The sequence below is a fragment of the Luteimonas sp. 100069 genome (genome assembly GCF_003813845.1).
In the GTDB taxonomy this organism is placed as follows: Bacteria; Pseudomonadota; Gammaproteobacteria; order Xanthomonadales; family Xanthomonadaceae; genus Luteimonas; species Luteimonas chenhongjianii.
This window is the reverse complement of the sequence record NZ_RPFN01000002.1, coordinates 25,754-50,972: the sequence shown is the minus strand read 5'-3', so window position 1 is coordinate 50,972 and position 25,219 is coordinate 25,754. Positions and strand designations below refer to the sequence as shown.

Annotated in this window: 18 protein-coding genes and 1 pseudogene; 8 read left to right on the top strand and 11 right to left on the bottom strand. The window is 67.9% G+C overall.

Translation table 11 applies throughout. The features are described 5' to 3' along the window. Nucleotides 1-72 precede the first annotated feature (72 nt). Nucleotides 73-2,160 carry a S46 family peptidase gene (locus tag EGK76_RS06730; protein WP_123832256.1) on the bottom strand — a complete coding sequence of 696 codons (2,088 nt, stop codon included), beginning with the start codon at nucleotides 2,158-2,160 and terminating at the stop codon, nucleotides 73-75. A gap of 223 nt (nucleotides 2,161-2,383) precedes the next feature. Between EGK76_RS06730 and tdh the strand changes: the two genes are divergently transcribed. Together tdh and EGK76_RS06720 are read left to right on the top strand one after the other, a co-directional pair. Next, entirely contained in the window at nucleotides 2,384-3,418 is a 1,035-nt protein-coding gene (gene tdh, locus EGK76_RS06725) for an L-threonine 3-dehydrogenase (protein ID WP_179948225.1), read from the top strand. A gap of 51 nt (nucleotides 3,419-3,469) precedes the next feature. Beyond that, nucleotides 3,470-4,465, top strand: coding sequence for a hypothetical protein (locus EGK76_RS06720; RefSeq protein ID WP_123832101.1), 996 nt, complete (start codon nucleotides 3,470-3,472; stop codon nucleotides 4,463-4,465). 586 nt (nucleotides 4,466-5,051) lie between these two features. On the opposite strand, the gene EGK76_RS06715 is transcribed toward EGK76_RS06720, so the two are convergent. Beyond that, nucleotides 5,052-6,722 (bottom strand): Na/Pi symporter, encoded by a 1,671-nt coding sequence (locus EGK76_RS06715; RefSeq protein WP_123832100.1) that lies wholly within the window; start codon nucleotides 6,720-6,722, stop codon nucleotides 5,052-5,054. A gap of 133 nt (nucleotides 6,723-6,855) precedes the next feature. On the opposite strand from EGK76_RS06715, the gene kbl reads away from it, so the two are divergent. Next, nucleotides 6,856-8,061, top strand: coding sequence for a glycine C-acetyltransferase (gene kbl, locus EGK76_RS06710; RefSeq protein ID WP_123832099.1), 1,206 nt, complete (start codon nucleotides 6,856-6,858; stop codon nucleotides 8,059-8,061). Between the two features lie 391 nt (nucleotides 8,062-8,452). Here kbl and EGK76_RS06705 read toward each other — a convergent pair whose 3' ends face one another. The 3 genes and pseudogenes from EGK76_RS06705 to EGK76_RS06695 form a co-directional block, all read right to left on the bottom strand. Then, the gene (locus EGK76_RS06705; RefSeq protein ID WP_233580207.1) at nucleotides 8,453-9,205 is read right to left on the bottom strand and encodes a pseudouridine synthase; all 753 of its coding nucleotides are present in this window, start codon (nucleotides 9,203-9,205) and stop codon (nucleotides 8,453-8,455) included. A 73-nt stretch (nucleotides 9,206-9,278) separates the two neighbouring features. Continuing rightward, nucleotides 9,279-9,764 carry a hypothetical protein gene (locus EGK76_RS06700; protein ID WP_123832097.1) on the bottom strand — a complete coding sequence of 162 codons (486 nt, stop codon included), beginning with the start codon at nucleotides 9,762-9,764 and terminating at the stop codon, nucleotides 9,279-9,281. A gap of 273 nt (nucleotides 9,765-10,037) precedes the next feature. After that, nucleotides 10,038-11,024 (bottom strand): annotated as a pseudogene (locus EGK76_RS06695) (OmpA family protein); the annotation flags it as partial. Nucleotides 11,025-11,523: 499 nt separating this feature from the next. Between EGK76_RS06695 and EGK76_RS06690 the strand changes: the two are divergent. From EGK76_RS06690 to EGK76_RS06675, 4 genes are all read left to right on the top strand, one after another. Further along, a complete protein-coding gene (locus tag EGK76_RS06690; protein WP_123832096.1) occupies nucleotides 11,524-12,540 on the top strand; it encodes a zinc-binding alcohol dehydrogenase family protein in 1,017 nt (338 codons plus the stop codon). A 106-nt stretch (nucleotides 12,541-12,646) separates the two neighbouring features. Beyond that, nucleotides 12,647-14,692 (top strand): NADPH-dependent 2,4-dienoyl-CoA reductase, encoded by a 2,046-nt coding sequence (locus tag EGK76_RS06685; protein WP_123832095.1) that lies wholly within the window; start codon nucleotides 12,647-12,649, stop codon nucleotides 14,690-14,692. A 374-nt stretch (nucleotides 14,693-15,066) separates the two neighbouring features. Next, nucleotides 15,067-15,546, top strand: a complete 480-nt coding sequence (locus EGK76_RS06680) for a cell wall hydrolase (protein WP_096297446.1) — start codon at nucleotides 15,067-15,069, stop codon at nucleotides 15,544-15,546. A 56-nt stretch (nucleotides 15,547-15,602) separates the two neighbouring features. Then, nucleotides 15,603-16,232, top strand: coding sequence for a glutathione S-transferase N-terminal domain-containing protein (locus EGK76_RS06675; protein ID WP_233580206.1), 630 nt, complete (start codon nucleotides 15,603-15,605; stop codon nucleotides 16,230-16,232). 42 nt (nucleotides 16,233-16,274) lie between these two features. Here the strand turns inward: EGK76_RS06675 and EGK76_RS06670 are convergent, their stop codons facing one another. The 6 genes from EGK76_RS06670 to prpB all read right to left on the bottom strand — a co-directional run bounded on the left by EGK76_RS06670 (nucleotide 16,275) and on the right by prpB (nucleotide 23,873). Beyond that, on the bottom strand, nucleotides 16,275-16,766 hold the full coding sequence (locus tag EGK76_RS06670; RefSeq protein ID WP_179948224.1) for a hypothetical protein: 492 nt from the start codon (nucleotides 16,764-16,766) through the stop codon (nucleotides 16,275-16,277). Between the two features lie 162 nt (nucleotides 16,767-16,928). Further along, nucleotides 16,929-18,119: a 2-methylaconitate cis-trans isomerase PrpF gene (gene prpF, locus EGK76_RS06665; protein ID WP_123832094.1), complete on the bottom strand. Its 1,191-nt coding sequence runs from the start codon at nucleotides 18,117-18,119 to the stop codon at nucleotides 16,929-16,931. Between the two features lie 238 nt (nucleotides 18,120-18,357). Next, on the bottom strand, nucleotides 18,358-20,955 hold the full coding sequence (gene acnD / locus EGK76_RS06660; protein WP_123832093.1) for a Fe/S-dependent 2-methylisocitrate dehydratase AcnD: 2,598 nt from the start codon (nucleotides 20,953-20,955) through the stop codon (nucleotides 18,358-18,360). 76 nt (nucleotides 20,956-21,031) lie between these two features. Then, entirely contained in the window at nucleotides 21,032-22,189 is a 1,158-nt protein-coding gene (gene prpC, locus EGK76_RS06655; RefSeq protein WP_123832092.1) for a 2-methylcitrate synthase, read from the bottom strand. A 157-nt stretch (nucleotides 22,190-22,346) separates the two neighbouring features. Then, the gene (locus EGK76_RS06650) at nucleotides 22,347-22,955 is read right to left on the bottom strand and encodes a hypothetical protein (protein WP_123832091.1); all 609 of its coding nucleotides are present in this window, start codon (nucleotides 22,953-22,955) and stop codon (nucleotides 22,347-22,349) included. 33 nt (nucleotides 22,956-22,988) lie between these two features. Continuing rightward, nucleotides 22,989-23,873, bottom strand: coding sequence for a methylisocitrate lyase (prpB, locus tag EGK76_RS06645; RefSeq protein ID WP_123832090.1), 885 nt, complete (start codon nucleotides 23,871-23,873; stop codon nucleotides 22,989-22,991). A gap of 105 nt (nucleotides 23,874-23,978) precedes the next feature. Here prpB and EGK76_RS06640 point away from each other — a divergent pair, with 105 nt between their 5' ends. After that, nucleotides 23,979-25,196 carry a citrate synthase family protein gene (locus EGK76_RS06640; RefSeq protein WP_233580205.1) on the top strand — a complete coding sequence of 406 codons (1,218 nt, stop codon included), beginning with the start codon at nucleotides 23,979-23,981 and terminating at the stop codon, nucleotides 25,194-25,196. Nucleotides 25,197-25,219 lie beyond the last annotated feature (23 nt).

Below are 25,219 nucleotides of genomic sequence, written 5' to 3'. Positions count from 1 at the left end.
TGTGGGCGTGGGCGCGGCCAACCGGACAGCGCCGCTGCCGGCAAGCGCCGCTGCCGGCATCCGCTGTCGCACTCAGCGTACCGGCACGCCCATCTCCTGCAGCAGGCGCGGCGCCGGATCGACTTCCTGCATGACCCAGCGGATGTAGCGCTGGTCGACCGAGATGGTGCGGGTCATCGCCGGATCGAACACCCAGTTCGACACCACCGCTTCCCAGGTCATGTCGAACAGCAACCCGGTCAGCCTGCCGTCGCCATCGAGCACCGGCGAGCCGGAGTTGCCGCCGGTGACATCGAGGTCGGACAGGAAGTTGACCGGCACCGTGCGCAGGCGGCGATCGGCGAGGCCTCCGTGGCGCGCGGCGGCAATCGCGTCCAGCTGCGCCTGCGGCGCGTCGAACGGTTCGATTCCAGTGGCCTTGGGCGGAATCTGCTCGAGCAGGGTGAACGGCGTCTGCCGGGCGCCTGCCGCATTGGTGTAGCCGGTCACCTTGCCGAAGGTGATGCGCAGCGACGAGTTGGCATCCGGGTAGACGGCCTCCTTTCGGCTCGCGCGGTAGTCGGCGACGGCCTGCAGATAGACCGGCCGCAGCTGCAGCAGATCGCCGGCGCGGGCCTTCGCCGCCGTCTCGATCTGCAACAGTTCCGGGGTGACAGCGACGGCGTAAACGAGCGCCGGATCGCGGCTGCGCAGGAACGCACGGCGATCGGCGGCGAACCACTTCAGGCGCTCGTCGCCGTTGCCCAGCATGCTGCGCTGCAGGCGATCGAGCGCGCGGTCGATCGCGGCGGCGTCATTGCCCCCCAGCCAGTTATCGATGGCCTTGATGCGCTGCTCCGGCGGCAGCTGCACGTATTGCAGCAGCGCGTAGCGCGTGAGCTCCCGGTCCATCGCCGGCACGAAGCGGCGGTCCATCTGCTTGAGGCTGCCCTCGATTGCGGGCAGGTCGCGCTGCTGGTAGCCCTGCTCGCGCATCGCGTCGGGCTTTTCCTTCTCGATCGACAGGCGATACAGGCGGTTCGCCGTCGACAGCAGTCCGCTGTTGTCAAGCAGCGACAGCACCAGGTCCCGGTCGCGCATCGCCTGGGCCTGGGCGTCGAGCGCGACGATCTTCGCGTGCGCATCGAGCGCGGCGGCGCCCTCGTCGCCCCGGCCGCGCAACCAGTCGAGTACGGCGGCCTCTTCGCTGCGCTTGCGCTCGAGCGCGCCGACGCGTTCGAAGCCCTGCAGCTGGCCTTCGTAGTTCTTCAGGGTGTTCTGCCAACCGCGCACGGCGCTGGCGTAGCGCACCTCGGTCTCGGGATCGGCCTTGCCGCGCGCCTCGACCAGGTCGATCAGGGCGCGGTAGTGGCGGCCGATCTGCGGGTAACGCCAGGCCACGGTCTCGGCGAACTCGTCGGCGAACGCATACCGGCTGGTGCGACCCGGATATCCCGCCACCATGACGAAATCGTTCTCGCGCAGCGGCTTGTCGGCCAGGCGCAGGAACTGTTTCGGGGTGTAGGGGACGTTGTCCTGGGCGTACTCGGCCGGGCGGCCGTCGCGGCCGACATACGCGCGGTAGAACGCGAAATCGCCGGTGTGGCGCGGCCACATCCAGTTGTCGACATCGCCGCCGAAGCTGCCGATGCCACCGGCCGGGGCGTAGACCAGGCGTACGTCGCGGATCTCGAGGTTGCGGAACAGGCGGTAGCTGTTGCCGCCGAGGAAGCTGTAAAGCCGGCAGCGGTAGCCGGGCTCGGCCTCGCAGCGCGCCACCAGGGCCTTCTCGACCGTGTCCAGCGCTGTCGTGCGGCCGAGGCTGTCGGGCGCGGCGTCGATGGCAGCGCGCACTTCGGCGGTGACGTCCTGGATGCTGTCGAGCGCATAGATACGCGCGTTCGGCCCGGCGGAGATCTCGTCGCCGAGCGCGGCGGCATTGAAGCCATCGCGCATCAGGTTGTTTTCAGGCGTCGAATTGAGCTGGATGGCGCCATAGGCGCAATGGTGATTGGTGATCACCAGCCCCTGCGGCGAGACGAAGCTCGCGGTGCAGCCGCCGAGAGACACCACGGCGCCCAGCGGATCGCCGGTCAGGTCGGCCATGCGGTTCGCATCGAGCCGCAACCCCGCCTTGCGCAGCGCCGGTGCGATGTCCGGCAGCTGCTGCGGCACCCACATGCCCTCCCCCGCCACCACCCCTGGCGCACTGCAGCCGAAGAAGACGCCCAGCAGCGTCGCGGCCAGTAACGAATGGCGCATGAGTGGTCCTGTGGATCGTGACGGGGGGCCAAGTCTAGCCAACCCGCCCGAGAGCGGGCGACCGCGGCGAGGCTCCCAGCGGTCGCCGCAGTGCCGCGCCGTATAATCGCCGGCTCTTTCCGCCACCGGCAGGCACGACGACATGGCCCAGACAATGAAGGCGCTGGTGAAGCGCGAAGCAGGCAAAGGCATCTGGATGCAGGACGTGCCGGTGCCCGCGCCGGGGCCCAACGACGTGCTGATCCGCGTGGAGAAGGCCGCGATCTGCGGCACCGACCTGCATATCTACCTGTGGGACGAATGGAGCCAGCGCACCATTACCCCGGGGCTGGTGATCGGCCACGAGTTCGTCGGCCGCATCGTCGAGCTGGGCTCGGCGGTCACCGGCTACACGGTGGGTCAACGCGTCTCGGCCGAAGGCCACTTGGTCTGCGGCCATTGCCGCAACTGCCGCGCCGGCAAACCGCACCTGTGCCCGAACACGGTCGGCATCGGCGTGACCCGTGACGGCGCCTTCGCCGAATACGTCGTCATGCCGGCAACCAACCTGTGGCCGATCCCGGACCAGATCCCGAGCGAGCTGGCGGCGTTCTTCGATCCCTACGGCAACGCCGCGCACTGCGCCCTGGAGTTCGACGTGGTCGGCGAGGACGTGCTGATCACCGGCGCCGGCCCGATCGGCGTGATGGCGGCGGGCATCTGCAAGCACATCGGCGCGCGCAACGTGGTGGTGACCGACGTCAACGACTTCCGCCTCAAGCTGGCCGCCGACATGGGCGCCACGCGCGTGGTCAACGTGTCCAACACCTCGCTCAAGGACGTCATGAAGGACCTCCACATGGAGGGCTTCGACGTGGGCCTGGAAATGAGCGGCAACCCGCATGCCTTCAACGACATGCTCGACTGCATGTACCACGGCGGCAAGGTCGCCCTGCTCGGCCTGCTGCCCAAGGGCGCGGGCATCGACTGGGACCGCATCATCTTCAAGGGTCTCACCGTGCAGGGTATCTATGGCCGGAAGATGTACGAGACCTGGTACAAGATGACCCAGCTCGTGCTGTCGGGTTTCCCGCTCGGCAAGGTGCTCAGCCACCAGCTGCCGGCCGACGAGTTCCAGAAGGGATTCGACTTGATGGAGTCGGGCAAGTCGGGCAAGGTCGTCCTCGACTGGCGTTGAGTTTTGCGCCACCACCCGGTCATACGGGCTTCTCTCACACCAAGGATGGTCATGCGCTTCTCACAGATGATTTCGATCGCCGGCCTGTTCGCGGCCGGCGCCGCCAGTGCCGGCGACCTGCAATGCCCGGTCGTCGATCAGCCGCCTGCGGCGGTGTGCGTCGCCTCGGCCCACGGACTCGCATACGCCGATACGCAGGAGGATGCAGGGACCGCCTCACGCGCACTCGCCGAGGCCGCGCAGCGATACGCGAACCTGTTCGGACGTGCGCCGGTGGGCATGCTGGTGCTCAGCACGAGCCTGGATCCGGTGGCCGCGATCGACTTCGCGAACACCCACGACCTGGAGTTCGCCCAGGTCTGGGTGCCCGCCAAGGCCAAGCGCGCCATGACCGAGCGGGCGATGCGTCAGGCCGGTTTGGACCGCGCCCGCATCAACCAGGCACTGGCCGGCATGTCCGACCAGGAGCCGATCACATTGCGGCACGAAGTGGGACACGCCATGCATGCGGCGATGTACTGGCCTGGAAGCACCGGAACGCTGCAGGACCGCTACGGGACGCCCGCGCCCGATTGGCTGGATGAGGCGGCCGCGATCGCAATGGAGCCGATCGAGGCCCAGGGCCGTCACGTCGCTGCGTTCATCGACTTCGCCAAGCGGCGTCCGCGCGACATTCCCGATCTGGCGGACTTCCTCGCATCCGAGCATCCGGTGCGCAGCGCCGGTCTCGCCGGTGCACTCGCACGTGGTCCGAAATCGGATTCCGGCGTGCAGATGATGGTGGCCAGCAGTGGCGATCGCTTCCCGGGCATGGAGACGTTCTATGGACAGTCCCTCCTGACGGCCCTGTTCCTGGCGGAGACGAGCGGCAATCCCCAGATCCTTGCGCCCATCAGCAGGGCCATCGCCGACGGCCTGGGTTTTGACGCATGGCTGGCGCGGGACGGCGCCGAGTTCAAGCTGCCCGCAACGGTCGCGGCCCTGCAGCCGCTCTGGAATGACTGGCTGCAGCAGGTGCTCCGCAGGGGCGGCAACAGCGAACCCTAGGCCGACATCGGGGAGATCGGTTCTCTCCACGCCTTCACCATGTCTTCGACCCGGCGCGGCGCCGACCTTCGATGGAATCCGCGAGGCCGGGTTGTTCAACTCCGAGCGCGTCATCACCGGCCCATAGTCGGCCGGCATCACGCCCGAAGAGCGGCGCACGGCGCTGAACATCCGCGCCCATAACGACGGAGGGCCCGGCCGGTCAACCGCACATCATCGCCGCGGCCCGGGATGCGCTGGACCCATGGCTTCGGCATGACCGCGGCGCGATCATCTGCGGCCCAGGACCTGCACAAGCAGCTGGGGAAAGACCAGCGCCGACCTCTTCGGCAAGCAGGACACTATCCTCCACGCCGCATGTTCAACGCCAACGGTCGCCCGTTCAAGCCGCTGCCGCTCGACAGCGGTGCGCAGCACGGCCTGCCGACCCGATGTATCCGCCATGCAGGCAGCGTGGAATGCCTGGCTCGAAGCACGCGGCCCGGCCGTCTCCCATTCGACCGGGTACCCGGGACGCGCCGCGTTTCGACGCGCTCGCTGGTCAGGAACCGGGCCGCAGCCGGGCACCGCACGCATCAGCCCCTGCTCAGTCCGCAACCGCATCCTCGACCACCCCGGCAATCTCCGGCGCCAGCAGGTGACGACCCAGCGCGCGCAGCAGCGATTGCGCCGACAGATAGATTGCACGGTTGACATTGAGCAGGGTGGACAGCGTCTCCTCGTCGATGCTCTCCCGGCTGGCCTCGCGGTAGAGCCGGGTCAGCGCACCGTCGCGCGTCTCGCGCACGCGGCTGCGCAGCGCCGAGACGGCTTCCACCAGCACCGGCTCCGGCTGCTCCGGCCCCAGCCTGTCGATGTCGCGGTACAGCGCTGCCGCCGAGGCTTCGAATTCCTCCAGCCGCGCATCCACCGGCGCGCGTAGCGCCAGTCGCAGCTCGACCAGGTTGCTGCGGATGTCCTTGAGCGCCTTGGCGGAGCTGACCGCCATGCGCATCGCGTCCAGCTGGGCCGACAGCCCGCTGCCCACGCTTGGCGTGACCTCCTGCAGCTGCAGGCGCGCCACGTACTCGACGATCTCCCCCTCCAGGCGCTTGAGCCGACGATAGCGCTCGTCGAAGTCGCGACGGGCATTGCGGCCCCGGACCTCGCCTGGATCGGACCAGGCGCTGTCGGGATCCACCGGAACCCGCAGCGTTTCGCGGTTCATCGCGATGGTCATGCCGAGCGCACGCGCCACCTCGCGACGGACCGCCTCCAGGCCGGCTTCGGGCACCTCGTCCCCGGCGGCCTGCAGGTAGTGGTTGATGTGGCCACCATCGCTGCGGAAGTGCCGGCCCAGCCACAGTGCAAGCCTTCCGGCGAACGGCAGCACCAGTGCGATGCCGAGCAGGTTGGTGGTGGTGTGGAACGCGGCCAGCCGCAGCAGCGGATCCTCCAGTCCCGGAACCCGCGCCAGCAATGCGAGCAGCGGATACAGCAGCAGCAGCGCCAGCACCGCTTTGAACAGGTTGAAGCCGAGGTGGGTCGCGGCCACGCGCTTCTTGTCGGCGCTGCCACCGAGCGCGCCGAGCAACGCCGTGAACGTGGTGCCGACGCCTGTACCCGCAGCGAAGGCCGCCGCCGAGGGCAGGTCGACAAGGCCGCCGTGTACCGCGCCCAGCGCGATCATCATCGCCGCGGTGCTCGACTGGATGGCGCCGGTTACCGCCATGCCCAGCAGCGCCATCATCACCAGCGACCAGCCGGCGAAGGGCGCGACGTCGAAGCCGGCGGCCCAGTCCTCGACGCCGGACTTCATCAGGTCCAGGCCATAGAGCAGCAGCCCGATGCCCAGCAGCAGACCTGCGACGTCGCGTACCCAGCTGGCGCGCCGCAGCAGCGCGAAGCCCACACCGCCGACGCCGATGAAGGCCATCGCTGGCGCCGCCAGGTCGAGTTTGAAGCCGAGCGACGCCACCAGCCATGTGGTGAGCGTGGTCCCGAGGTTGGCGCCCATGATCACGCCCACGGCGCCTGACAGCTGCATGATTCCGGCGCCGACGAAGGCCAGCACCAGCAGCGACACCAGGGTGCTGCTCTGCAGCACGGCGGTCGCGGCCGCGCCGATCAACAGACCACGCGACGGCGTGCTGGCATGGGTGCGCAGGAAGCGCCGCAACGGGAGGCCGGCCAGCGCCCCCACGGCGTCCTCCAGCAGTTTCATGCCGAGCATGAAAAGGCCGAGGCCGGCAATCAGCGGCAGCAACTGGTCAAGCACTCACGTTCTCCCCGGGGCAGGCGGACAGCAGCTTAGTCAGACCGGACAGGAACAGCCATGCGCAGGGTCAAGACAGGGACCGCCATCGGGTCAGCGGCTACCATAGCCGCTGCCCCGCAGCACAGGATCCGCCATGTCCAGCACGTCCGCCCCCACCCAGCGCTACGCCGACACCCTCGACGAGATCCGTGACGCCGGGCTGTTCAAAGCCGAGCGCGTGATCACCGGCCCGCAGTCGGCCGAGATCACCCTGGAAGACGGCCGCACGGTGCTGAACTTCTGCGCCAACAACTACCTGGGCCTGGCCGACCACCCGGACATCATCGCCGCGGCCAAGAACGCGCTCGACACGCACGGCTTCGGCATGGCCTCGGTGCGCTTCATCTGCGGCACCCAGGACCTGCACAAGCAGCTCGAGACGACCATCGCCGACTTCTTCGGCAAGCAGGACACGATCCTCTACGCCGCGTGTTTCGACGCCAACGGCGGCCTGTTCGAGCCGCTGCTGGGCGAGGAGGACGCGATCATCAGCGACGCGCTCAACCACGCCTCGATCATCGACGGCGTGCGCCTGTGCAAGGCCAGGCGTTACCGCTACGCCAACTGCGACATGGCCGACCTGGAGGCGCAGCTCAAGCAGGCGCGCGCCGACGGCGCGCGTACGATCCTGATCACCACCGACGGCGTGTTCTCGATGGACGGCTTCATCGCCCCGCTCGACGAGATCACCGCGCTGGCGGCGAAGTACGACGCGCTGGTGCACATCGACGAGTGCCATGCCACCGGCTTCCTCGGCGAGACCGGCCGAGGCTCGGCGGAAGTGAAGGGCGTACTGGAGAAGATCGACATCATCACCGGCACGCTTGGCAAGGCCATGGGCGGCGCGCTTGGCGGCTTCACCACCGCCAGGGCCGAGGTCATCGAACTGCTGCGCCAGCGCTCGCGCCCCTACCTGTTCTCAAACTCGCTGCCCCCGCACGTGGTCGCGGCCGGCATCAAGGCGTTCGAGATGCTCGATGCCGCCGGCCACCTGCGCACGCAGCTGGCCGAGAACACCCGCTACTTCCGCGAGAAGATGACCGCCGCCGGATTCGACGTGCGCCCGGGCGTGCATCCGATCAGCCCGGTGATGCTCTACGACGCCAAGCTCGCGCAGCGCTTTGCCGAGCGCCTGCTCGAGGAAGGTATCTACGCGATCGGCTTCTTCTTCCCGGTGGTGCCCAAGGACCAGGCGCGCATTCGCACGCAGATTTCCGCCGCGCACACGCGTGAGCACCTGGACCAGGCGATCGATGCGTTCACCCGGATCGGCCACGAGCTGGGCGTGCTCAAGCGCTGAGGCAAGCGCGCCGCTTCGATAGCAGTTGCTGCCCGCGGCGCAAACCAACGCCGTCCTTCATGGCGGCCGGCATCTGTTCGATCCCGCAGCATTGCCCTGCCCTTGCCTACCCGTCAGGGCGGCGAGCTGCTCGGACCCAAACGCCGGAACACACGGTTCGGGCGTGATTGTCATTCGCGCCGCAGCGGCGGCGCCTGCTCGCGACTCGCTCGCGATCCACGCATCCGGCCGACTGCACCCCGCATGACCCGATCGATGCGCGGGACACAATGGGAGCGTCGAGGCGCCGCGCCCCGACCGAGCGCAAGCGCCGTTTCGCGAGGCGCCGGCGGAACATGCGTTCACCCGACACGCGACCGGCGAAGGGCGTCGACGCGCTTGGTCGCGCCGCTCAGTCGCTGGCGGAATCCGCAGGGGGCGCCAGAGCCTTGACCTCGTCGAGCCCCAGAGGCCGCCAGCCGCCCTTGGGCAACTCGCCCAACGCCAGGCCGCCGACCGCAACACGCACAAGCCGCAGCACCTCGAGCCCATGGGCCGCGAGCAGGCGCCGGATCTGCCGGTTCCGCCCCTCGTCGAGCACGATTTCGAGCCAGGCATTTCGCGCGCCACACCGCAATACCCGCGCTGACGTGGCACGCAGCCATTCGCCGGCGTCTTCCACGCCCCGCGCGAGGGCGGCGAGCAGCGCTCCGTCGGGCAGCCCATCAACCTGGACGTGATAGGTCTTGTGCGGGCCGGAGTCGGGATCGGTGACCCGGGCGGCCCAGGCCGAATCGCTCGAGAAGAGCAGAAGTCCTTCGCTGGCCTTGTCGAGTCGCCCGACAGGGGCGATCCAGCCCAGATCCGCACCATCGAAACATCGATAGACGGTATCCCGGCCCCGTTCGTCGCGTACCGTCGTCACCAGCCCACGAGGTTTGTTGAGCATCAGGTACTGATGCACGTCCGTGCGGGCGGAACCGCCATCGAGCTCGATACCGGACGCATCGAGCGCCACCGGGAATTCCGGATCACGCACCACCCGGCCGTCGACCCGGACGCGGCCATCGCGGATCCGCCGCTCGGCTTCGCTGCGCGAGCACAGGCCTCTTTTCGACAGCACACGCGCAAGGCCGTAGCGCGGCGGGCGAGTCGCGCGCTTCATGGCTGCGGTGCCGGACATGCAAACGGCCCGCTCTCGCGGGCCGTCCATGGGCAACCGGTGCGATCGGGCCGGATCACTCGGCCGGCGCTTCACCCGGCGCCGCAGTCTCGACCACGACGGGGGCCGGGTCGACGCGACGGCTGCCGACCGTATAGCCGTTGGCCTTGACCCACGCGTCGAAATCGTCAGCGGTCATGCGCTTGCCGCCCTGCGTCATGTTGAACCGGTACGGCGCGTTGTCGAACTCCGTCCGCTTGACGTATGCGGCCGGATCGTTGGCTTGCACTGCGCCGGCGGCGGGCGTCACGACCGCCACGTTCTGGCACTTCTCGATCTCCAGACGCCGCACCACCTGCTCTGCCGACTGGGCCTCGTCATAAGCGCGAGACAGCACCGCGCCACTTCCCAGCCGGTAGGCCGGCGCCGAAAGCTCCGGCGACAGGGGCGCAAGCGCGGAGGTCTGCACGGGAAGCGCGGCAGGGGTATCGAGCGTTGCGCATTCCACGGCGTAGCCGGCGAGCGGAAAGGCCAGCAGGGTCAACAGCAAAGGCATGCGCATGAGGGGGCACCTAGTATCGAATTGAGCTGAAGTGTAGGCGGCAAGTACCCGCCATACAAGGGAAATTTGCGCGTTACGCATTCACGAAGTGACGGCCTCCCGGACTGACGCGCCCACGTGTCAGCCCGCGTCAGGCCAGTCACCGCCAAAAAAAAAGCCCGGCACGAGGCCGGGCTTTTCCTTAGCTAGCGCACGCCCTTAGTTCAGGGTGTTCAGCTCGGTGCGGCGATTGATCTCGCTCTTACAGGCCGGGAACGTGGTGGGGGTCTGCTCCAGCGGACGGCTCTCGCCGTAGCCGATCGGGCCCACCAGGCGGCCGGCGTCGATGCCGTTGCTGGTCAGGTAGTTGTACACCGTGCTCGCACGGCGCTCCGACAGGCCCATGTTGTAGGCCTCGGTACCGCACAGGTCGGTGTGACCGGCCACTTCCACGCGCAGATCCGGGTAACGCTTCAGGATCTCGATGGCTTCGTTCAGGATACCGACCGCTTCAGGACGCAGCGTCGCCTTGTCGAAGTCGAAGTGCACGCCGTTGAGGTCGATGGTGATCGGAGCCGGGGCCGGGGCCGGGGCCGGAGCCGGCGGCGGCGGCGGCGGAGCGGGCGGAGCCGGCGGCATCGGCGGCGGACCCAGCGGCACTACGATGCCGACCGAGGCCAGCACATCACCGAAGTAGCTCTCTTCGGAATTGTGCGGGTAGCCCGCCCAATCGCGTGGACCGTTCGCGGCGTAGCTGTTGTCGTTGAAGTCGGCACGGTAGGCGACTTCAGCACGGACCGCTACGCGCTTTTCGAACGTGGTCTGCAGACCGACGCCGACCTTGGCCGCCACGTTGCCGTCCTTGTACTTGCCCGGCGAATCCGGGTTCGGGAACGCGTCGTACTCTTCTTCCGAGCGCTGGTAGCCGACGCCAAAGAGGAGGTAGGGGTTCCAGCCGCGCGCTTCATCGATGAAGTGGTAGCGGAAGTCCAGCGAGATGCCGTACTGGCTCCAGTGGAGGTCGTTGTTCGCGCCTTCGACCGAGCTGTCAAAGCTCGGGTTCTGGTAGTTCAGCTCACCGTCGAGCGACCAGTTGGGGCTGATGAACTTACCCATGCCGAGCGTGACGAACGGGGTGTCGTCCGTGCGGCGATCTTCTGCCTGGAAGTTGTAGCCGACCGAGCTGGTGAGGTACCAGCGGTCGTCGAACTCCTGGGCGCTGGCGTGACCCGCCAGACCAAGACCGCCGAGCAGAGCGGCACAGAGGAGTTTCTTATTCATGTCTTTTTAGCTCCTAAAAATGGGGAATGCGTTGGGGCATCGAATGAGGCGTCAAACGCACACGCCTTGAACATAGCCTAAAGTCAGCTGCGTGAAGGCGTTGTTAACACTAACATAACGTTGAAGCCTTCCATTTCCCGCCTCCAGTCCATTCATGCAAGCTTTGGTTTGGTCAGGAACTTCAACGGAGCGGCATTGTCGTTAAGCACATGTGCGCGCAGTGTCAACGCCTGCAGCCCCCGCATTTGAACGCGTTTCGCCCACTTTGGCCTCGAACAAACCCCTGTCACAAACCCCTGTCAGTCCCAAAAATATCAAGCGCGTCGGCCTCTGGACGATCACAGAGATAGCGGCGCCGGCGTCGCGCATGCGAGTGAGGATTATCGATCGAGCTATTGCATTGTCCGCGCGGATCAACGCCGGCCGCCGCAACGATCCTTACCGCTTCGCGGAGATGGAACAGGTCGACAATGGCGTCCCCGTCATATCGAGCGAAGCCATGAAAGCAGTCGCCCTCACCCGCTATCTCCCGGTCGATGATCCGTCGTCCCTGCAGGATGTCGTGCTCGAAGAACCCGCGCCCGGGCCCGGCGATCTGCGGGTGCGTGTCGAAGCGGTCTCGGTCAATCCCGTCGACACCAAGGTCCGTGCGCCCAAGGCGCAGGTGGAGCCAGCGCCGAAGGTGCTGGGCTATGACGCAGCCGGCGTCGTCGATGCAGTCGGCAGCGACGTGGAAGGTTTCGCGGTTGGCGACGCGGTCTATTACGCGGGCGACATCACGCGCCCCGGCAGCAATGCGCAGTTCCAGCTGGTCGATGCGCGCATTGCGGCGCGCAAGCCGGCGTCGCTCGATTTCGCCGCGGCGGCCGCCCTTCCGCTGACCGCGATCACTGCCTGGGAGCTGCTGTTCGAACGGATGCCGTTCGTTTTCGACGGCGGCGGGGCAGGGAAATCGCTGCTGGTGATCGCCGGCGCCGACGGTGTCGGTTCGATCACGATCCAGCTCGCCAAGCTCGCCGGCTTCACCGTCATCGCCACCGCATCCCGCGAGGACACGGTCGCCTGGTGCAAGTCCATGGGCGCCGACCACGTGATCGACCACCGGCACGCGCTGGCGCCGCAACTCGAGGCGCTCGGTTTCCCCAGCATCGATGCCGCGGTCAATTTCGCCGACACCGACCGGTACTGGCAGGTGCTGGGCGAACTGCTCGCACCACAGGGCCATGTGGGCCTCATTGTCGAGCCGGCCGGCGCATTGGCGATCGGCGATCCCTACAAGGCCAAGTGCATCGGCATCCACTGGGAACTGATGTTCACGCGATCGCGCTTCCGCACGCCTGACATGGCCGAACAGGGACGCATCCTGGCGCGGGTGGCAAGCCTCGTGGATGCCGGCAGGTTGCGCAGCACGCAGACGCAGACGCTGTCCCCGATCAATGCCGAGAACCTGCGTGAGGCGCATCGGCGGCTCGAGTCGGGCCGGACGATCGGCAAGCTCACGCTGTCGGGCTGGTAGGACGCGACAGCGCGCGACGCCGCGACCGCCTCCGGTCGCGGCGTCGCGTTGCGTTACGCGTGTGGAGGCGGCACGCTGCCGGATCCATACGTGACCGTATCCAGCCATGACGCCAGTCTCCCACCAGCCCCTCGCCCGACCCTATCCGCATCTGCTGGCGCCGCTCGATCTGGGTTTCACCACGCTGCGAAACCGCGTGCTCATGGGATCGATGCATACGGGCCTCGAAGATCGCGCCGCGGATTTCCCGAAACTCGCGCGCTATTTCGCCGAGCGCGCCGAAGGCGGCGTGGGGCTGATCGTCACCGGCGGCTTTTCTCCCGACATCGCCGGCTGGCTCAAGCCTTTCGGCGGCAAGCTGTCCTGGCGCTGGGAAACGCGCCGGCATCGGCAGGTGACCGATGCCGTGCACGGCCACGACGCGAAGATCTGTCTGCAGCTGCTGCACGCCGGGCGCTACGGCTACCACCCGCTGCAGGTCGCACCGAGCCGCATCAAGTCGCCGATCAATCCCTTCACTCCACGGGCGCTTTCGGCGCGTGGCGTCGAGCGCACGATCGATGCGTATGCGCATGCCGCAAAGCTCGCCCGCGAGGCGGGCTACGACGGCGTCGAGATCATGGGCAGCGAGGGCTACCTGATCAACCAGTTTCTGAGCCGGCGCACCAATGCACGCGCCGACGCCTGGGGCGGCGACACCGCGCAGCGCATGCGCTTCGCAACCGAGATCGTGCATCGAGTGCGCCAGGCTGCGGGCGACGACTTCATCATCGTCTACCGCCTGTCGATGCTGGAGCTTGTCCCGGACGGCTCGGACTGGGGCGATATCGTCATGCAGGCGCAGGCGATCGAAGCCGCCGGCGCGACGCTGATCAACACGGGTATCGGCTGGCACGAAGCGCGCGTGCCGACCATCGCCACCTCCGTCCCACGCGCCGCCTTCGCGGGCGTCACCGCCAAGCTGCGACCGCACGTGAACCTTCCGCTGATCGCGACCAACCGCATCAACATGCCCGAGGTGGCCGAGCGCATCCTCGCCAGTGGCGCGGCGGACATGGTCTCGATGGCCCGGCCGCTGCTGGCCGACCCGCAGTGGGTCACCAAGGCGCGCGCGGGCACGCCCGAGCGCATCAACACCTGCATCGCCTGCAACCAGGCCTGCCTCGACCATGTGTTCGCGAACCGCACCGCGAGCTGCCTGGTCAACCCGCGCGCCTGTGCGGAAACCGAGCTCAACTACTTTCCCGCCGCCACGCAGCTGCGCATTGCCGTGGTCGGCGCCGGGCCAGCCGGCCTGGCCTGCGCGACCGTCGCCGCGCAGCGCGGCCACGCCGTGACCCTGTTCGATGCCGCCGACGACATCGGCGGCCAGTTCAACCTGGCGCGGCGCATTCCCGGCAAGGAAGAGTTCGCGGAAACACTGCGCTACTTCCGACAGCGCCTGGTCGAGACCGGCGTCAAGGTGCGCCTGTCCACCCCGATCGCAGCGGGCGACCTCGCCGGCTTCGACGCGGTGGTCCTTGCGACCGGGGTGGTGCCACGCCAGGTCGACTTCCCCGGCCACGACCATCCGAAGGTGGTGGGCTATGTGGATGTCATCGAGGGGCGCGTGGTGCCCGGCAGGCGCGTGGCGATCATCGGCGCGGGCGGCATCGGCTTCGATGTCGGCGAGTTCCTGGTCGAACGTCCGGGCGCATCGCCCAGCCTCGACACCGCGGCGTGGATGCACGAGTGGGGAATCGATCCGAGGTTCGAGCGCCCCGGTGGGCTGGTGCCTGCGGCACCCGCGTCGCCGCTGCGTACGGCATGGCTGCTGCAGCGCAGCCCCGGCCGTCCCGGCGCGCGGCTCGGCAAGACCACCGGCTGGATCCACCGCAGCACGCTAAAGGCCAAGGGCGTGAAGATGCTGGGCGGCGTGGAGTACCTCGGGGTCGACGACGACGGCCTGCGCATCCGCGTCGATGGGGCCGAGCAGCTGCTCGATGTGGATCACGTGGTGGTCTGCGCTGGACAGGAGCCGCGCCGCGACCTGCACGCGGCGCTCCAGGCCGCCGGCGCGACCGTGCATCTGGTCGGCGGGGCGGACGTCGCCGCTGAGCTCGATGCCAAGCGCGCGATCGCGCAGGCCTCGCGACTGGCCGCCCATCTATAACGGGATACGCGCTTTCCGTTCAGCTGATGTGCTTTTCGGGGGCGCGGCCTTCCCGGCCGCGGCGGGCCCGGTGTAAACCTGAATAGGTATGGTCGAATCCGGACCGCCAGCACAGATAAGGCACTATGCGCCAGTGCCGCGCATTCACGTTTGATTCGAAAACGCCCATCTACCGTGCCCCCACTTCGTCCCGCCTCCTTCGGCGGGACACCGGCCCGATCCGCGTTCTGCGGACTTCGGTGCCCGGGCGATCAAGCGCACCACAGAGTCCGCCGCCCTCCCCAATACGCCATGCCGGTTTCCGCAGTGTCTGCGTCTCTCCCGTGAAGGGACAGCCGCAGCGCGACCCGGCGCAACGCAGCAAGGAGTCGTAGATGAAACTCGAATGGGTGATGTGGCTGGCCTCCGTGCTGCCAACCCCCGCCGCCGATTCGCTCTGCCTGAGCACGACGGTGTATCTGGAAGCCCGCGACCAGTCGGTCCGCGGGCAGGAAGCCGTCGCTGAAGTCGCCCTGCGGCGGCAGGAGAGCGGCCTGTGGGGCGATTCGATGTGCGAGGTCGTGACCGCGCGCAAGCAGTTCGCCCCGACCATTCTTTCGCCCAATACGCGTCTGGCGAACACCAATGCCTGGACCCGCGCGGTCAGCATCGCGCTGGAGTCGGAGCGAAACTGGTCGCTGCCACCGGACCAGCGCCGCCAGGTCGTGCCGGGCGCCAGCCACTTTCTGGCACATGCGATCGCGGCGCCCGCGTGGCGCAGCGCGCACCAGGTCGCGACCATCGGTGACCACACGTTCCTGCGCGTGCAATCGCTGCGACCGGTGCGTGCCGACGCCGAGACCGATCGCGGCTGAGCCATGGTCGCGGCTTTCCCGAGTGGATGCCGCGGCGCATGATGGCGGCCCTTTAGATGACCGGATCATTCATGCCCACGCTCTACACCAAGCCCGGCGCCTGCTCGCTGGCTGACCACATCGTGCTGCGCTGGATCGGCGCGCCGTTCGAGCTTCGCGTCCTGGACGCGACGCAGATGAAGGAACCCGCGTTTCTCGCGCTCAATCCCGCCGGCGCGGTACCGGTGCTGGTCGAAGGAGACTGGGTGCTGACCCAGAACGCCGCGATCCTCAACTATCTGGCCGACAGTCATCCCGAGGCAAAGCTTGGTGGCGACGGTTCCCCGCGCGGACGCGCCGAGGTCAACCGCTGGCTGGCCCTGCTCAACGCCGATCTGCATCCCGCGTTCCATCCGCTGTTCGGCAGCACGAAGTACCTCCAGGACGCGGACGCCGTGGATCGCACGCGCAAGCACGCGATGCAGAAGATCCGCAGTCATTACGAACGTCTGGATGCGCAGCTCGCGGGCCGCGACTACCTCGCCGGCACGCGTTCGATCGCCGACCCGTATCTGTTCGTCACCCTGCAGTGGGCCAAGCGCCTGAAGCTGGATCTCGGCGGTCTCGACAACCTGCACGCATTCGATGCGCGCATGCTCGCCGACGAAGGCGTACGTGCCGCGATGACGGCCGAAGGCCTGATCTGAGGCTCCGCAGACGCCGCCGCATTGCGGCAGCGTCCGCGCGTTTCACGCAGCCGCGTCGAGCCCGGCTGCAGCACGGATACCGGAGACCAGGCCCGCTGCAAAACGGGCATCGCGTGCCTTCTTCAGCGCTGCCTCCAGCGTTGGCAGCAACGCTGTCAGCGCAGCAGCATCGTCCGCACGTTCGATCTTGAGCTGGGTCAGATAGCCACCGACCAGTCCGAGATGCGCCCGCGTCGCGTCGGTCATCAACGCATAGAGGATCAGATGGCGCTGCGTATCGCTGTCGCTGGGCATTGGCGCGCCCGCATCGGCCTCTGGCGCTGCCGCCCCGTCCGTGACCAGCCCCATCGCCTGGAGCTGCGCCAGCGCATCCTCGGGTGCGTGGATCCGGCGCGCGATGGCCTCGAGTTCGTCGTGGCCGCGCCTGCCGTCTACGAGCAGCAACAGCGAGCGCAGGCTGGTCGCCAGCCCTTGGTCGCGTGTCTCGATTTCCGCCCGTCCCGCGTCGGTCTTCGTGGGTATCGCAATCACCATCGCAGTGCCCCTCCCCTGACGGCGAAGCCGTCCCCCGCGTGGATCCTTGCACGCGCCGGCGGACAGCGCCAGTCAGACGAAGGTGGAAACCGCGATGGCCGACACATTCGATGCGGCTGGCACGGCGCCGGGCCGTACGGTGTGCCAGCGCGCGCCTTCGGCTCAGCCCAGCGTGTCGCCGGGCACGCGCACCGCGCCTTCCATCAGTACGCGCGCCGAACGCGACATGATCGCCTTGGCAACGCTCCACTGTCCGTCGAGCTCGACCGCCTCGGCGCCGACGCGCAGCGTGCCCGACGGATGACCGAAGCGCACCGAGGTGCGTACGCCCCCGCCGGCGGCGAGGTTCACCAGCGTGCCGGGGATCGCCGCCGCGGTACCGATGGCCACCGCAGCCGTACCCATCATCGCGTGATGCAGCTTGCCCATCGACAGCGCGCGCACCAGCAGGTCGATATCGGCAGCCGCGATGGCCTTGCCGCTCGACACCACGTGGTCGCGCGGCGGCGCCACGAACGCGACCTTGGGCGTGTGCTGGCGCTTCGCCGCGTCGGCGATGTCATCGATCAGTCCCATGCGTACGGCGCCGTGGGCGCGGATCGTCTCGAACATCGCGAGCGCCTTGGCGTCGCTGTTGATCACGTCCTGCAGCTCGGTGCCGGCATAGCCGATCGACGCGGCGTCGACGAAGATCGTCGGGATGCCGACATTGATCATCGTCGCGCGCAACGTGCCGACGCCCGGCACGTCGAGGTCGTCGACGAGGTTGCCGGTCGGAAACATCGCCCCGCCACCCTCGCCTTCGTCGGCCGGATCGATGAACTCCAGCACGATCTCCGCTGCCGGGAACGCGACGCCGTCGAGCTCGAAGTCACCCGTTTCCTGCACCTGCCCCGCCGCGACCGGCACGTGCACGATGATGGTCTTGCCGATGTTGGCCTGCCACACCCGCACCGCCACGGTACCGTCCTGCGGGATCCGCGCCGCGTCGATGAAGCCGTTGGCGATCGCGAACGGCCCGACCGCGGTACTGAGGTTGCCGCAGTTGCCGCTCCAGTCGACGAAGGCGCTGTCGATCGACACCTGACCGTAGAGATAGTCGACGTCATGATCGGGCCGCGTCGAGGGGCCGATGATCACGCACTTGCTGGTCGACGAAGTCGCACCGCCCATGCCGTCAGTGTGCTTGCAGTAGGGATCAGGGGAGCCGATGACGCGCATCAGCAGCGCATCGCGCGCAAGGCCCGGAACCTGTGCGGCCGCGGGCAGATCCTCGAGGCGGAAGAACACGCCTTTGGACGTGCCACCACGCATGTAGGTGGCGGGGATGCGGAGCTGGGGATGAAAGGACATGGTCACTACCGTCGTAATGTTTGAAGAGGCCCACCCGATGCGTCGCATCCTGACGGGCTTTAGGTAAAGGCCGGGCCGCGATCCACAAATGCGTCGCGGCAATCACCGCCGGCGCGCACCTGTTGGACCTCACCCGGCGACCCGCCCACCCGCGGAGACCGGCGCGCTTGAAAGCAGTGCGCGCTGCTCGCGACCGCCCCGCCATCGGAAACGGCGTGCCGCCACGCCTCCGCAGGTCTCAAGCCGCCTGGGACGACGCCAGGAAATCCTGCGCAAACCGCTGCAGCACACCGCCCGCTTCGTAGATCGAAACCTCTTCCGCGGTATCCAGGCGGCAGGTCACCGGCACTGCGAGCTGGGTGCCGTCCTTGCGATGGATCGCCAGCGTCAACATCGCACCCGGAGTGCGCTCGCCGATGACGTCGAAGGTCTCGCTCCCGTCGATGCCCAGGGTCAGACGGGTGACGCCCGGCTGGAACTCCAGCGGAAGCACGCCCATGCCGATCAGGTTGGTGCGGTGGATGCGCTCGAAGCCTTCGGCGACGATGGCTTCGACGCCCGCAAGACGCACGCCCTTGGCCGCCCAGTCGCGCGAGCTGCCCTGGCCGTAGTCTGCGCCGGCGATGATGATCAACGGCTGCTTGCGCGCCATGTAGGTCTCGATCGCCTCCCACATCCGCACCACCTCGCCCTCGGGCTCGATGCGGGCCAGGGAGCCCTGCTTCACCTGTCCGTCGACGACCGCCATCTCGTTGATCAGCTTTGGATTGGCGAACGTGGCGCGCTGCGCGGTCAGGTGGTCGCCGCGATGGGTCGCGTAGGAATTGAAGTCCTCCTCCGGCACGCCCATCTTCGCCAGGTACTCGCCGGCTGCGCTGCTCGCCATGATCGCGTTCGACGGGGAGAGGTGATCGGTGGTGATGTTGTCGCCCAGCACTGCGAGCGGCCGCATGCCGGTGAGCGTGCGCTCGCCCGCCAGCGCGCCTTCCCAGTAAGGCGGACGGCGGATGTAGGTGCTCTGCGGCCGCCAGTCGTACAGCGGGTCGATGCGCTCGCCGGTATCGACGTGCAGCTTGAACATCGGCCCGTACACGGCGCGGAACTGCTCGGGCTTCACGCTGGCCTTGACCACCGCGTCGATCTCCTCGTCGGACGGCCACAGGTCCTTGAGCGTGACGGGCTTGCCCTCGCGATCGAGCCCGAGCACGTCCTTCTCGATATCGAATCGCACGGTGCCGGCAATCGCATACGCCACCACCAGCGGCGGCGAGGCCAGGAAGGCCTGCTTCGCATAGGGATGGATGCGCCCGTCGAAATTGCGGTTGCCGCTGAGCACGGCTGTCGCATAGAGGTCGCGATCGATGATCTCCTGCTGGATCGCCGGGTCCAGTGCACCGCTCATGCCGTTGCACGTGGTGCAGGCGAAGGCGACGATGCCGAAGCCGAGCTGCTCGAGTTCCGGCAGCAGGTCCGCCTCCTGCAGGTACAACTCCACCGCCTTCGATCCCGGCGCCAGCGACGACTTTACCCAAGGCTTGCGCTGCAGGCCGGCGCGATTCGCATTGCGCGCAAGCAGGCCGGCGGCGATCACGTTGCGCGGGTTACTGGTGTTGGTGCAGCTGGTGATCGCAGCGATGATCACCGCGCCATCGGGCATCGAACCGTCCGCCGGCATCTCCCAGGGACGGGCGATCCCGTTGGCGGCGAGGTCGGTCGTCGACACGCGCCGATGCGGATTCGACGGCCCGGCGACATTGCGCACCACGCTCGACAGATCGAACTTCAGCACGCGCTCGTACTCGGCGCTGACCAGATCGTCGGCCCACAGGCCGGCGGCCTTCGCATAGGTTTCCACCAGCTGGATCTGATCGTCCTCGCGGCCGGTCAGGCGCAGGTAGTCGATCGTCTGCTGGTCGATGTAGAACATCGCCGCAGTCGCGCCGAACTCCGGCGTCATGTTGGAGATCGTCGCGCGGTCACCGATCGTCAGCGCAGTGGCGCCTTCGCCGTAGAACTCCAGGAACGCGCCAACCACCTTCTGCGCGCGCAGGAATTCGGTCAGCGCCAGCACGACGTCGGTGGCGGTGATGCCCGGCTGCGGGCGCCCGGTCAGCTCGACGCCGATGATGTCGGGCAGGCGCATCCACGACGCGCGGCCGAGCATGACGTTCTCCGCCTCCAGCCCGCCGACGCCGATCGCGATCACGCCCAGCGCGTCGACGTGTGGCGTGTGGCTGTCGGTGCCGACGCAGGTGTCGGGGAACGCGACGCCGTCCTGCGTATAGACCACCGGCGACATCTTCTCCAGATTGATCTGGTGCATGATCCCGTTGCCCGGCGGGATCACATCAACGTTGCGGAAGGCGCGCTTGGTCCAGTCGATGAAGTGGAAGCGGTCGGCGTTGCGACGGTCCTCGATCGCCCGGTTCTTGTTGAATGCCTCGGGATCGAAACCGCCGCATTCGACTGCCAGCGAATGGTCGACGATCAGCTGCACCGGCACCACCGGATTGACCTTGGCCGGATCGCCGCCCTGATCGGCGATCGCGTCACGCAGGCCGGCCAGGTCCACCAGCGCGGTCTGGCCCAGGATGTCGTGACAGACCACGCGCGCCGGGAACCACGGGAAATCCAGATCCCGGCGGCGCTCGATCAGCTGGGTCAGCGATGCGGTCACCGTGCCGGGATCGCAGCGGCGCACGAGGTTCTCGGCGAATACCCGCGAACTGTACGGCAGCCTGGCATAGGCGCCCGGCTGGATCGCGTCGACGGCCTCGCGCGCATCGAACCAGTCGAGCTTCGTGCCGGGAAGGGATTTGCGGTGCTGGCTGTTCATGGCTGGCTTCAAGAAGTCGGGGAAGCAGAAAAAACGCGCGGGCCCCGCGAACGCGCGGGACCCGTGCAGTAAGTACCTAGCTGCGCTCGGTGATCGGCACGAACGCCTGGTCCTCGGGACCGGTGTAGTGCGCGCTCGGACGGATGATCTTGCCGTCGATGCGCTGCTCGATGACGTGCGCGCTCCAGCCGGCGGTACGCGCGATGACGAACAGCGGGGTGAACATCGCCGTCGGCACGCCCATCATGTGGTAGCTCACCGCGCTGAACCAGTCGAGGTTCGGGAACATCTTCTTGACGTCCCACATCACCGTCTCCAGGCGCTCGGCGATGTCGTACATCTTGCGGCTCCCCGCTTCGTCCGACAGCTCCCTCGACACCAGCTTGATGACCTCGTTGCGCGGATCGCTGACGGTGTAGACCGGATGGCCGAAGCCGATGATCACTTCCTTCTTCTCCACGCGCGCGCGGATGTCGACTTCAGCTTCGTCCGGCGTGTCGTAGCGCTTCTGCACCTCGAACGCGACCTCGTTGGCGCCGCCATGCTTGGGCCCACGCAGCGCGCCGATGCCCGCAGTGATGCAGGAGTACATGTCGCTGCCGGTGCCGGCGACGACGCGGCTGGCGAACGTCGACGCGTTGAACTCGTGCTCGGCGTACAGGATCAGCGAGGTGTGCATCGCCTTGACCCAGGACTCGCGGGGCGCGTGGCCGTGCAGCAGGTGAAGGAAATGCCCGCCGATGGAATCGTCATCGGTCTCGACATCGATCGCGCGGCCGTTGTGGCTCCAGTGGTACCAGTACATCAGCATCGAACCGAGCGAGGCCATCAGCTTGTCGGCGATGTCGCGGGCCCCGGGATGGTTGTGATCGTCCTTCTCCGGCGCCACGCAGCCGAGCACCGATACGCCGGTGCGCATCACGTCCATCGGGTGCGCCGACGGCGGCAATTCCTCCAGCGCTGCTTTCACCGCCGCGGGAATGCCGCGCAGCGACTTGAGCTTGGCCTTGTAGCCGCGCAGTTCGGCTGCGTTGGGCAGTTTGCCGTGGACCAGCAGATAGGCGATCTCCTCGAATTCGCTGGTGCGCGCGAGATCGAGGATGTCGTAACCCCGGTAATGCAGATCGTTGCCGCTGCGGCCGACGGTGCACAGCGCGGTATTGCCCGCGGCCGTGCCGCTCAGCGCGACCGACTTCTTCGGCTTGAACGGCGTTGCGGTGGTGGCTTCGCTCATGGATGTGTCTCCTGGACTGCGTTCTGTTTGGTGTGCGGTGTCGCGGCATGCGGACCGCAACGCATGGCTACGCATAGCGCGACATGCGGGTGGGGAAAACCTGCCATTCAAATGACAGACGCCGAGGCATGGCGCTCGTCAGATCCGGCTTCATGGCTCATTGGTTCACGGACGTCTCCGGTCGCATCAAGACGTTGTCGAGGAATTCGTCCGGCCCCGGAGCCGGACACGCATCGACCTCGGTGTGTGGCTGACCGGTGCGACGGCCGGGCTCCATCAGCCAGCAATCGCCGAGCGTGGAGCAGTAACAGATCGCCATTCGCACGCGCGAGTATTGGCCGAGCAGGCGCGGAAAGTCTGCCGGATTGTCGAGCGTGACCTGCTGAAGGCTTTCCCCCCGGGCAATGACGACGCCGTTGAGGGTGGAGGCCCGGGTATCCCGCAGATCGGACAGGCCCAGCGCATCGAAAACGTCCGCCCAGGTGCGCTGCGGTTGCTCGTCAACGTAGACGCGCAGGCCGCGCACCAGGGCGGGCCCGGCGCCCTTGTTCTCGACACCGACCGACAGGACCCCCTGATCGATCATGACCACCGTCTGGAGGTACGGCCAGACCTCGGCCCGCACCTGCTCGCGCTGAAGCAGCGCGGTGTAACTCGACACGACCAGCGCCAGCAGACCGATCAGCGCCGCGATCACGGCGGCAACCGCATTCCACTCCACGCGCCGCTTCGGTGCGGGCGTGGTGACCTCAGGGGTTTCGCTCATCTGGCAGTCCTCTGGATCCCGGGATGGAGTGGTCTATTTCTTCGATGCGAACAGCGCGTCGAGCCGCTGTTCGAAGGCGTGGTAGCCGATGCGCTCGTAGAGCTCCTCGCGGGTCTGCATCGTGTCGACGACATTGCGCTGGTGGCCGTCGCGGCGCACGGCTTCGTAGACGTTCTCGGCGGCGCGATTGGCGGCGCGGAACGCCGACAGCGGGAACAGCTGGATCGCGACCCCGGCCGAAGCCAGTTCGTCACGGGTGAACAACGGTGTCTTGCCGAACTCGGTGATGTTCGCCAGCACGGGCACGCGTACCGCATCGACGAACCGGCGATACGTCTCGAGGTCATAGGCGGCCTCGGCGAAGATGCCATCGGCGCCAGCCTCGACGCAGGCGATCGCGCGTTCGATCGCAGCATCGACGCCGTCGACCTGGATGGCGTCGGTGCGGGCGATCAGGAAAAACTCCGGATCGGTCTTGGCGTCCGCCGCCGCCTTGACCCGGTCGACCATCTCGCCCTGCGACACGATCTCCTTGCCCGGGCGGTGACCGCAGCGCTTGGCGCCAACCTGGTCCTCGATATGGCAGGCAGCGGCGCCCGCCTTGATCAGCGACTTGACCGTACGCTCGATGTTGAACGCGCTCGCTCCGAAGCCGGTGTCGATGTCCACCAGCAAGGGCAGTTCGCAGACATCGGTGATCCGGCGCACGTCGATCAGCACGTCCTCGAGCGTGTTGATGCCCAGGTCCGGCAGACCCAGCGAGCCCGCCGCGACCCCGCCGCCCGACAGGTAGATGGCCTGGAAGCCGGCGCGCTTGGCCAGCAGCGCGTGGTTGGCGTTGATCGCGCCGATCACCTGCAGCGGCGATTCGGCGGCCAGGGCGGCGCGGAACCGGGCGCCAGCGGTAGAAGTGGTCAAGGGTCGACTCCGGGGATGGGCGGTATTCCGCGATGGCCCACAATCTGGCACTCTTCGACTGGTTGATCAATCTTGATCGATTAAATCAATATATTGGAACCCATGATGTCCGCACACGAGGGCGACCTGATGTCCGCGGCCGAGGCCTGCGCCGCGCTCGGCATCAGCACCGCGACGCTCTATGCCTATGTCAGCCGGGGCCTGCTGGAATCGCGTCCCGGCCCTGACCACCGCAGCCGCATGTACCTGCGCCAGGACGTGGAGCGCCTGACCCAGCGCAAACGCGCCGGGCGCGGCGCGGCGCGCGGCGCGGCCCAGAGTCTGGACCGCGGCCTGCCCGTGATGGAGACACGGATCTCGCTGATCCGTCCCGACAGCCCGTACTACCGCGGGCGCTCGGCCGTCGCCATGGTCCGCGGCGGCGCCACGCTCGAAGACACGGCCCGCCTGCTCTGGGACTGCGGCGAAGCCGACCCCTTCGACGCCGCCCCCGACGGCTGGCCGACCCGCGTTGCCGGCATCGCCGGTGACGCCGCGCTGCCGCCGATCGAGCGGGCGATGGCGGCGATCCCGCTACTCGCGCCGGACCTGCGGCACTCGCTGAGCGCCGCGCCCGCGGCCAAGCGCGGCGTCGCGGCGACGCTGCTGCGCCAGAACGCCGCGCTGCTGGTCGCAGGCACGCCCGACGCGCGCCCGGTGCATGCACTGCTCGCCGATGCCTGGCGTCCCGGCGACCCGGCATTCGCCGATCTGGTGCGCGCGGCGCTGGTGCTGTGCGCCGACCACGAACTCAATGTCTCGGCGTTCGCCGCCCGCGTGGTGGCGTCCACCGGGGCGCATCTGCATGCCACGGTCTGCGCCGGACTGGCGGCACTGTCGGGGCCGCGCCATGGCGGCGCGACAGCGCGCGCGCACGCGCTGATCCGCGAAGCCTGCGATGCGCCCTCGCCCGCCGCCTTCGTCAGCGAGCGCTGGCAACGCGGCGACGACCTGCCCGGCTTCCATCACGTGCTGTACCCCGATGGCGATCCGCGCGCGGCCGAAGTGCTGGCGATGCTGCGCGAACGCCGGGCGGGTGATGCGCGCATGCAGCAGGTGGAAACGGTGCTCGCTTCGGCGGCCGAAACCAGCGGCCGCCATCCCAACATCGACGGCATGCTGGCGGCGATCTGCTTCGTGCACGGCCTGCCGGCGACACCGGCGCTGTGCATGTTCGCGGCCGGCCGCTTTGCCGGCTGGCTGGCGCATGCGCTGGAGCAGCAGGAGCACGGCATGTTGATCCGGCCGCGGGCGCGCTACACGGGGGCCACCCCCGCGGAGTAGTCCACATGCCTGCTGCCCGGGGC

Excerpts from the sequence above, each read along its gene's own strand:
- EGK76_RS06730 (WP_123832256.1), bottom strand. The coding sequence starts at position 2,160 with ATGTGGGTGCCGCAGCAGCTGCCGGACATCGCACCGGCGCTGCGCAAG.
- tdh (WP_179948225.1), top strand. The coding sequence starts at position 2,384 with ATGGCCCAGACAATGAAGGCGCTGGTGAAGCGCGAAGCAGGCAAAGGC.
- EGK76_RS06720 (WP_123832101.1), top strand. The coding sequence starts at position 3,470 with ATGCGCTTCTCACAGATGATTTCGATCGCCGGCCTGTTCGCGGCCGGC.
- kbl (WP_123832099.1), top strand. The coding sequence starts at position 6,856 with ATGTCCAGCACGTCCGCCCCCACCCAGCGCTACGCCGACACCCTCGAC.
- EGK76_RS06705 (WP_233580207.1), bottom strand. The coding sequence starts at position 9,205 with ATGAAGCGCGCGACTCGCCCGCCGCGCTACGGCCTTGCGCGTGTGCTG.
- EGK76_RS06700 (WP_123832097.1), bottom strand. The coding sequence starts at position 9,764 with ATGCGCATGCCTTTGCTGTTGACCCTGCTGGCCTTTCCGCTCGCCGGC.
- EGK76_RS06690 (WP_123832096.1), top strand. The coding sequence starts at position 11,524 with ATGAAAGCAGTCGCCCTCACCCGCTATCTCCCGGTCGATGATCCGTCG.
- EGK76_RS06685 (WP_123832095.1), top strand. The coding sequence starts at position 12,647 with ATGACGCCAGTCTCCCACCAGCCCCTCGCCCGACCCTATCCGCATCTG.
- EGK76_RS06680 (WP_096297446.1), top strand. The coding sequence starts at position 15,067 with ATGAAACTCGAATGGGTGATGTGGCTGGCCTCCGTGCTGCCAACCCCC.
- EGK76_RS06675 (WP_233580206.1), top strand. The coding sequence starts at position 15,603 with ATGACCGGATCATTCATGCCCACGCTCTACACCAAGCCCGGCGCCTGC.
- EGK76_RS06670 (WP_179948224.1), bottom strand. The coding sequence starts at position 16,766 with ATGGTGATTGCGATACCCACGAAGACCGACGCGGGACGGGCGGAAATC.
- prpF (WP_123832094.1), bottom strand. The coding sequence starts at position 18,119 with ATGTCCTTTCATCCCCAGCTCCGCATCCCCGCCACCTACATGCGTGGT.
- acnD (WP_123832093.1), bottom strand. The coding sequence starts at position 20,955 with ATGAACAGCCAGCACCGCAAATCCCTTCCCGGCACGAAGCTCGACTGG.
- prpC (WP_123832092.1), bottom strand. The coding sequence starts at position 22,189 with ATGAGCGAAGCCACCACCGCAACGCCGTTCAAGCCGAAGAAGTCGGTC.
- EGK76_RS06650 (WP_123832091.1), bottom strand. The coding sequence starts at position 22,955 with ATGAGCGAAACCCCTGAGGTCACCACGCCCGCACCGAAGCGGCGCGTG.
- EGK76_RS06640 (WP_233580205.1), top strand. The coding sequence starts at position 23,979 with ATGTCCGCACACGAGGGCGACCTGATGTCCGCGGCCGAGGCCTGCGCC.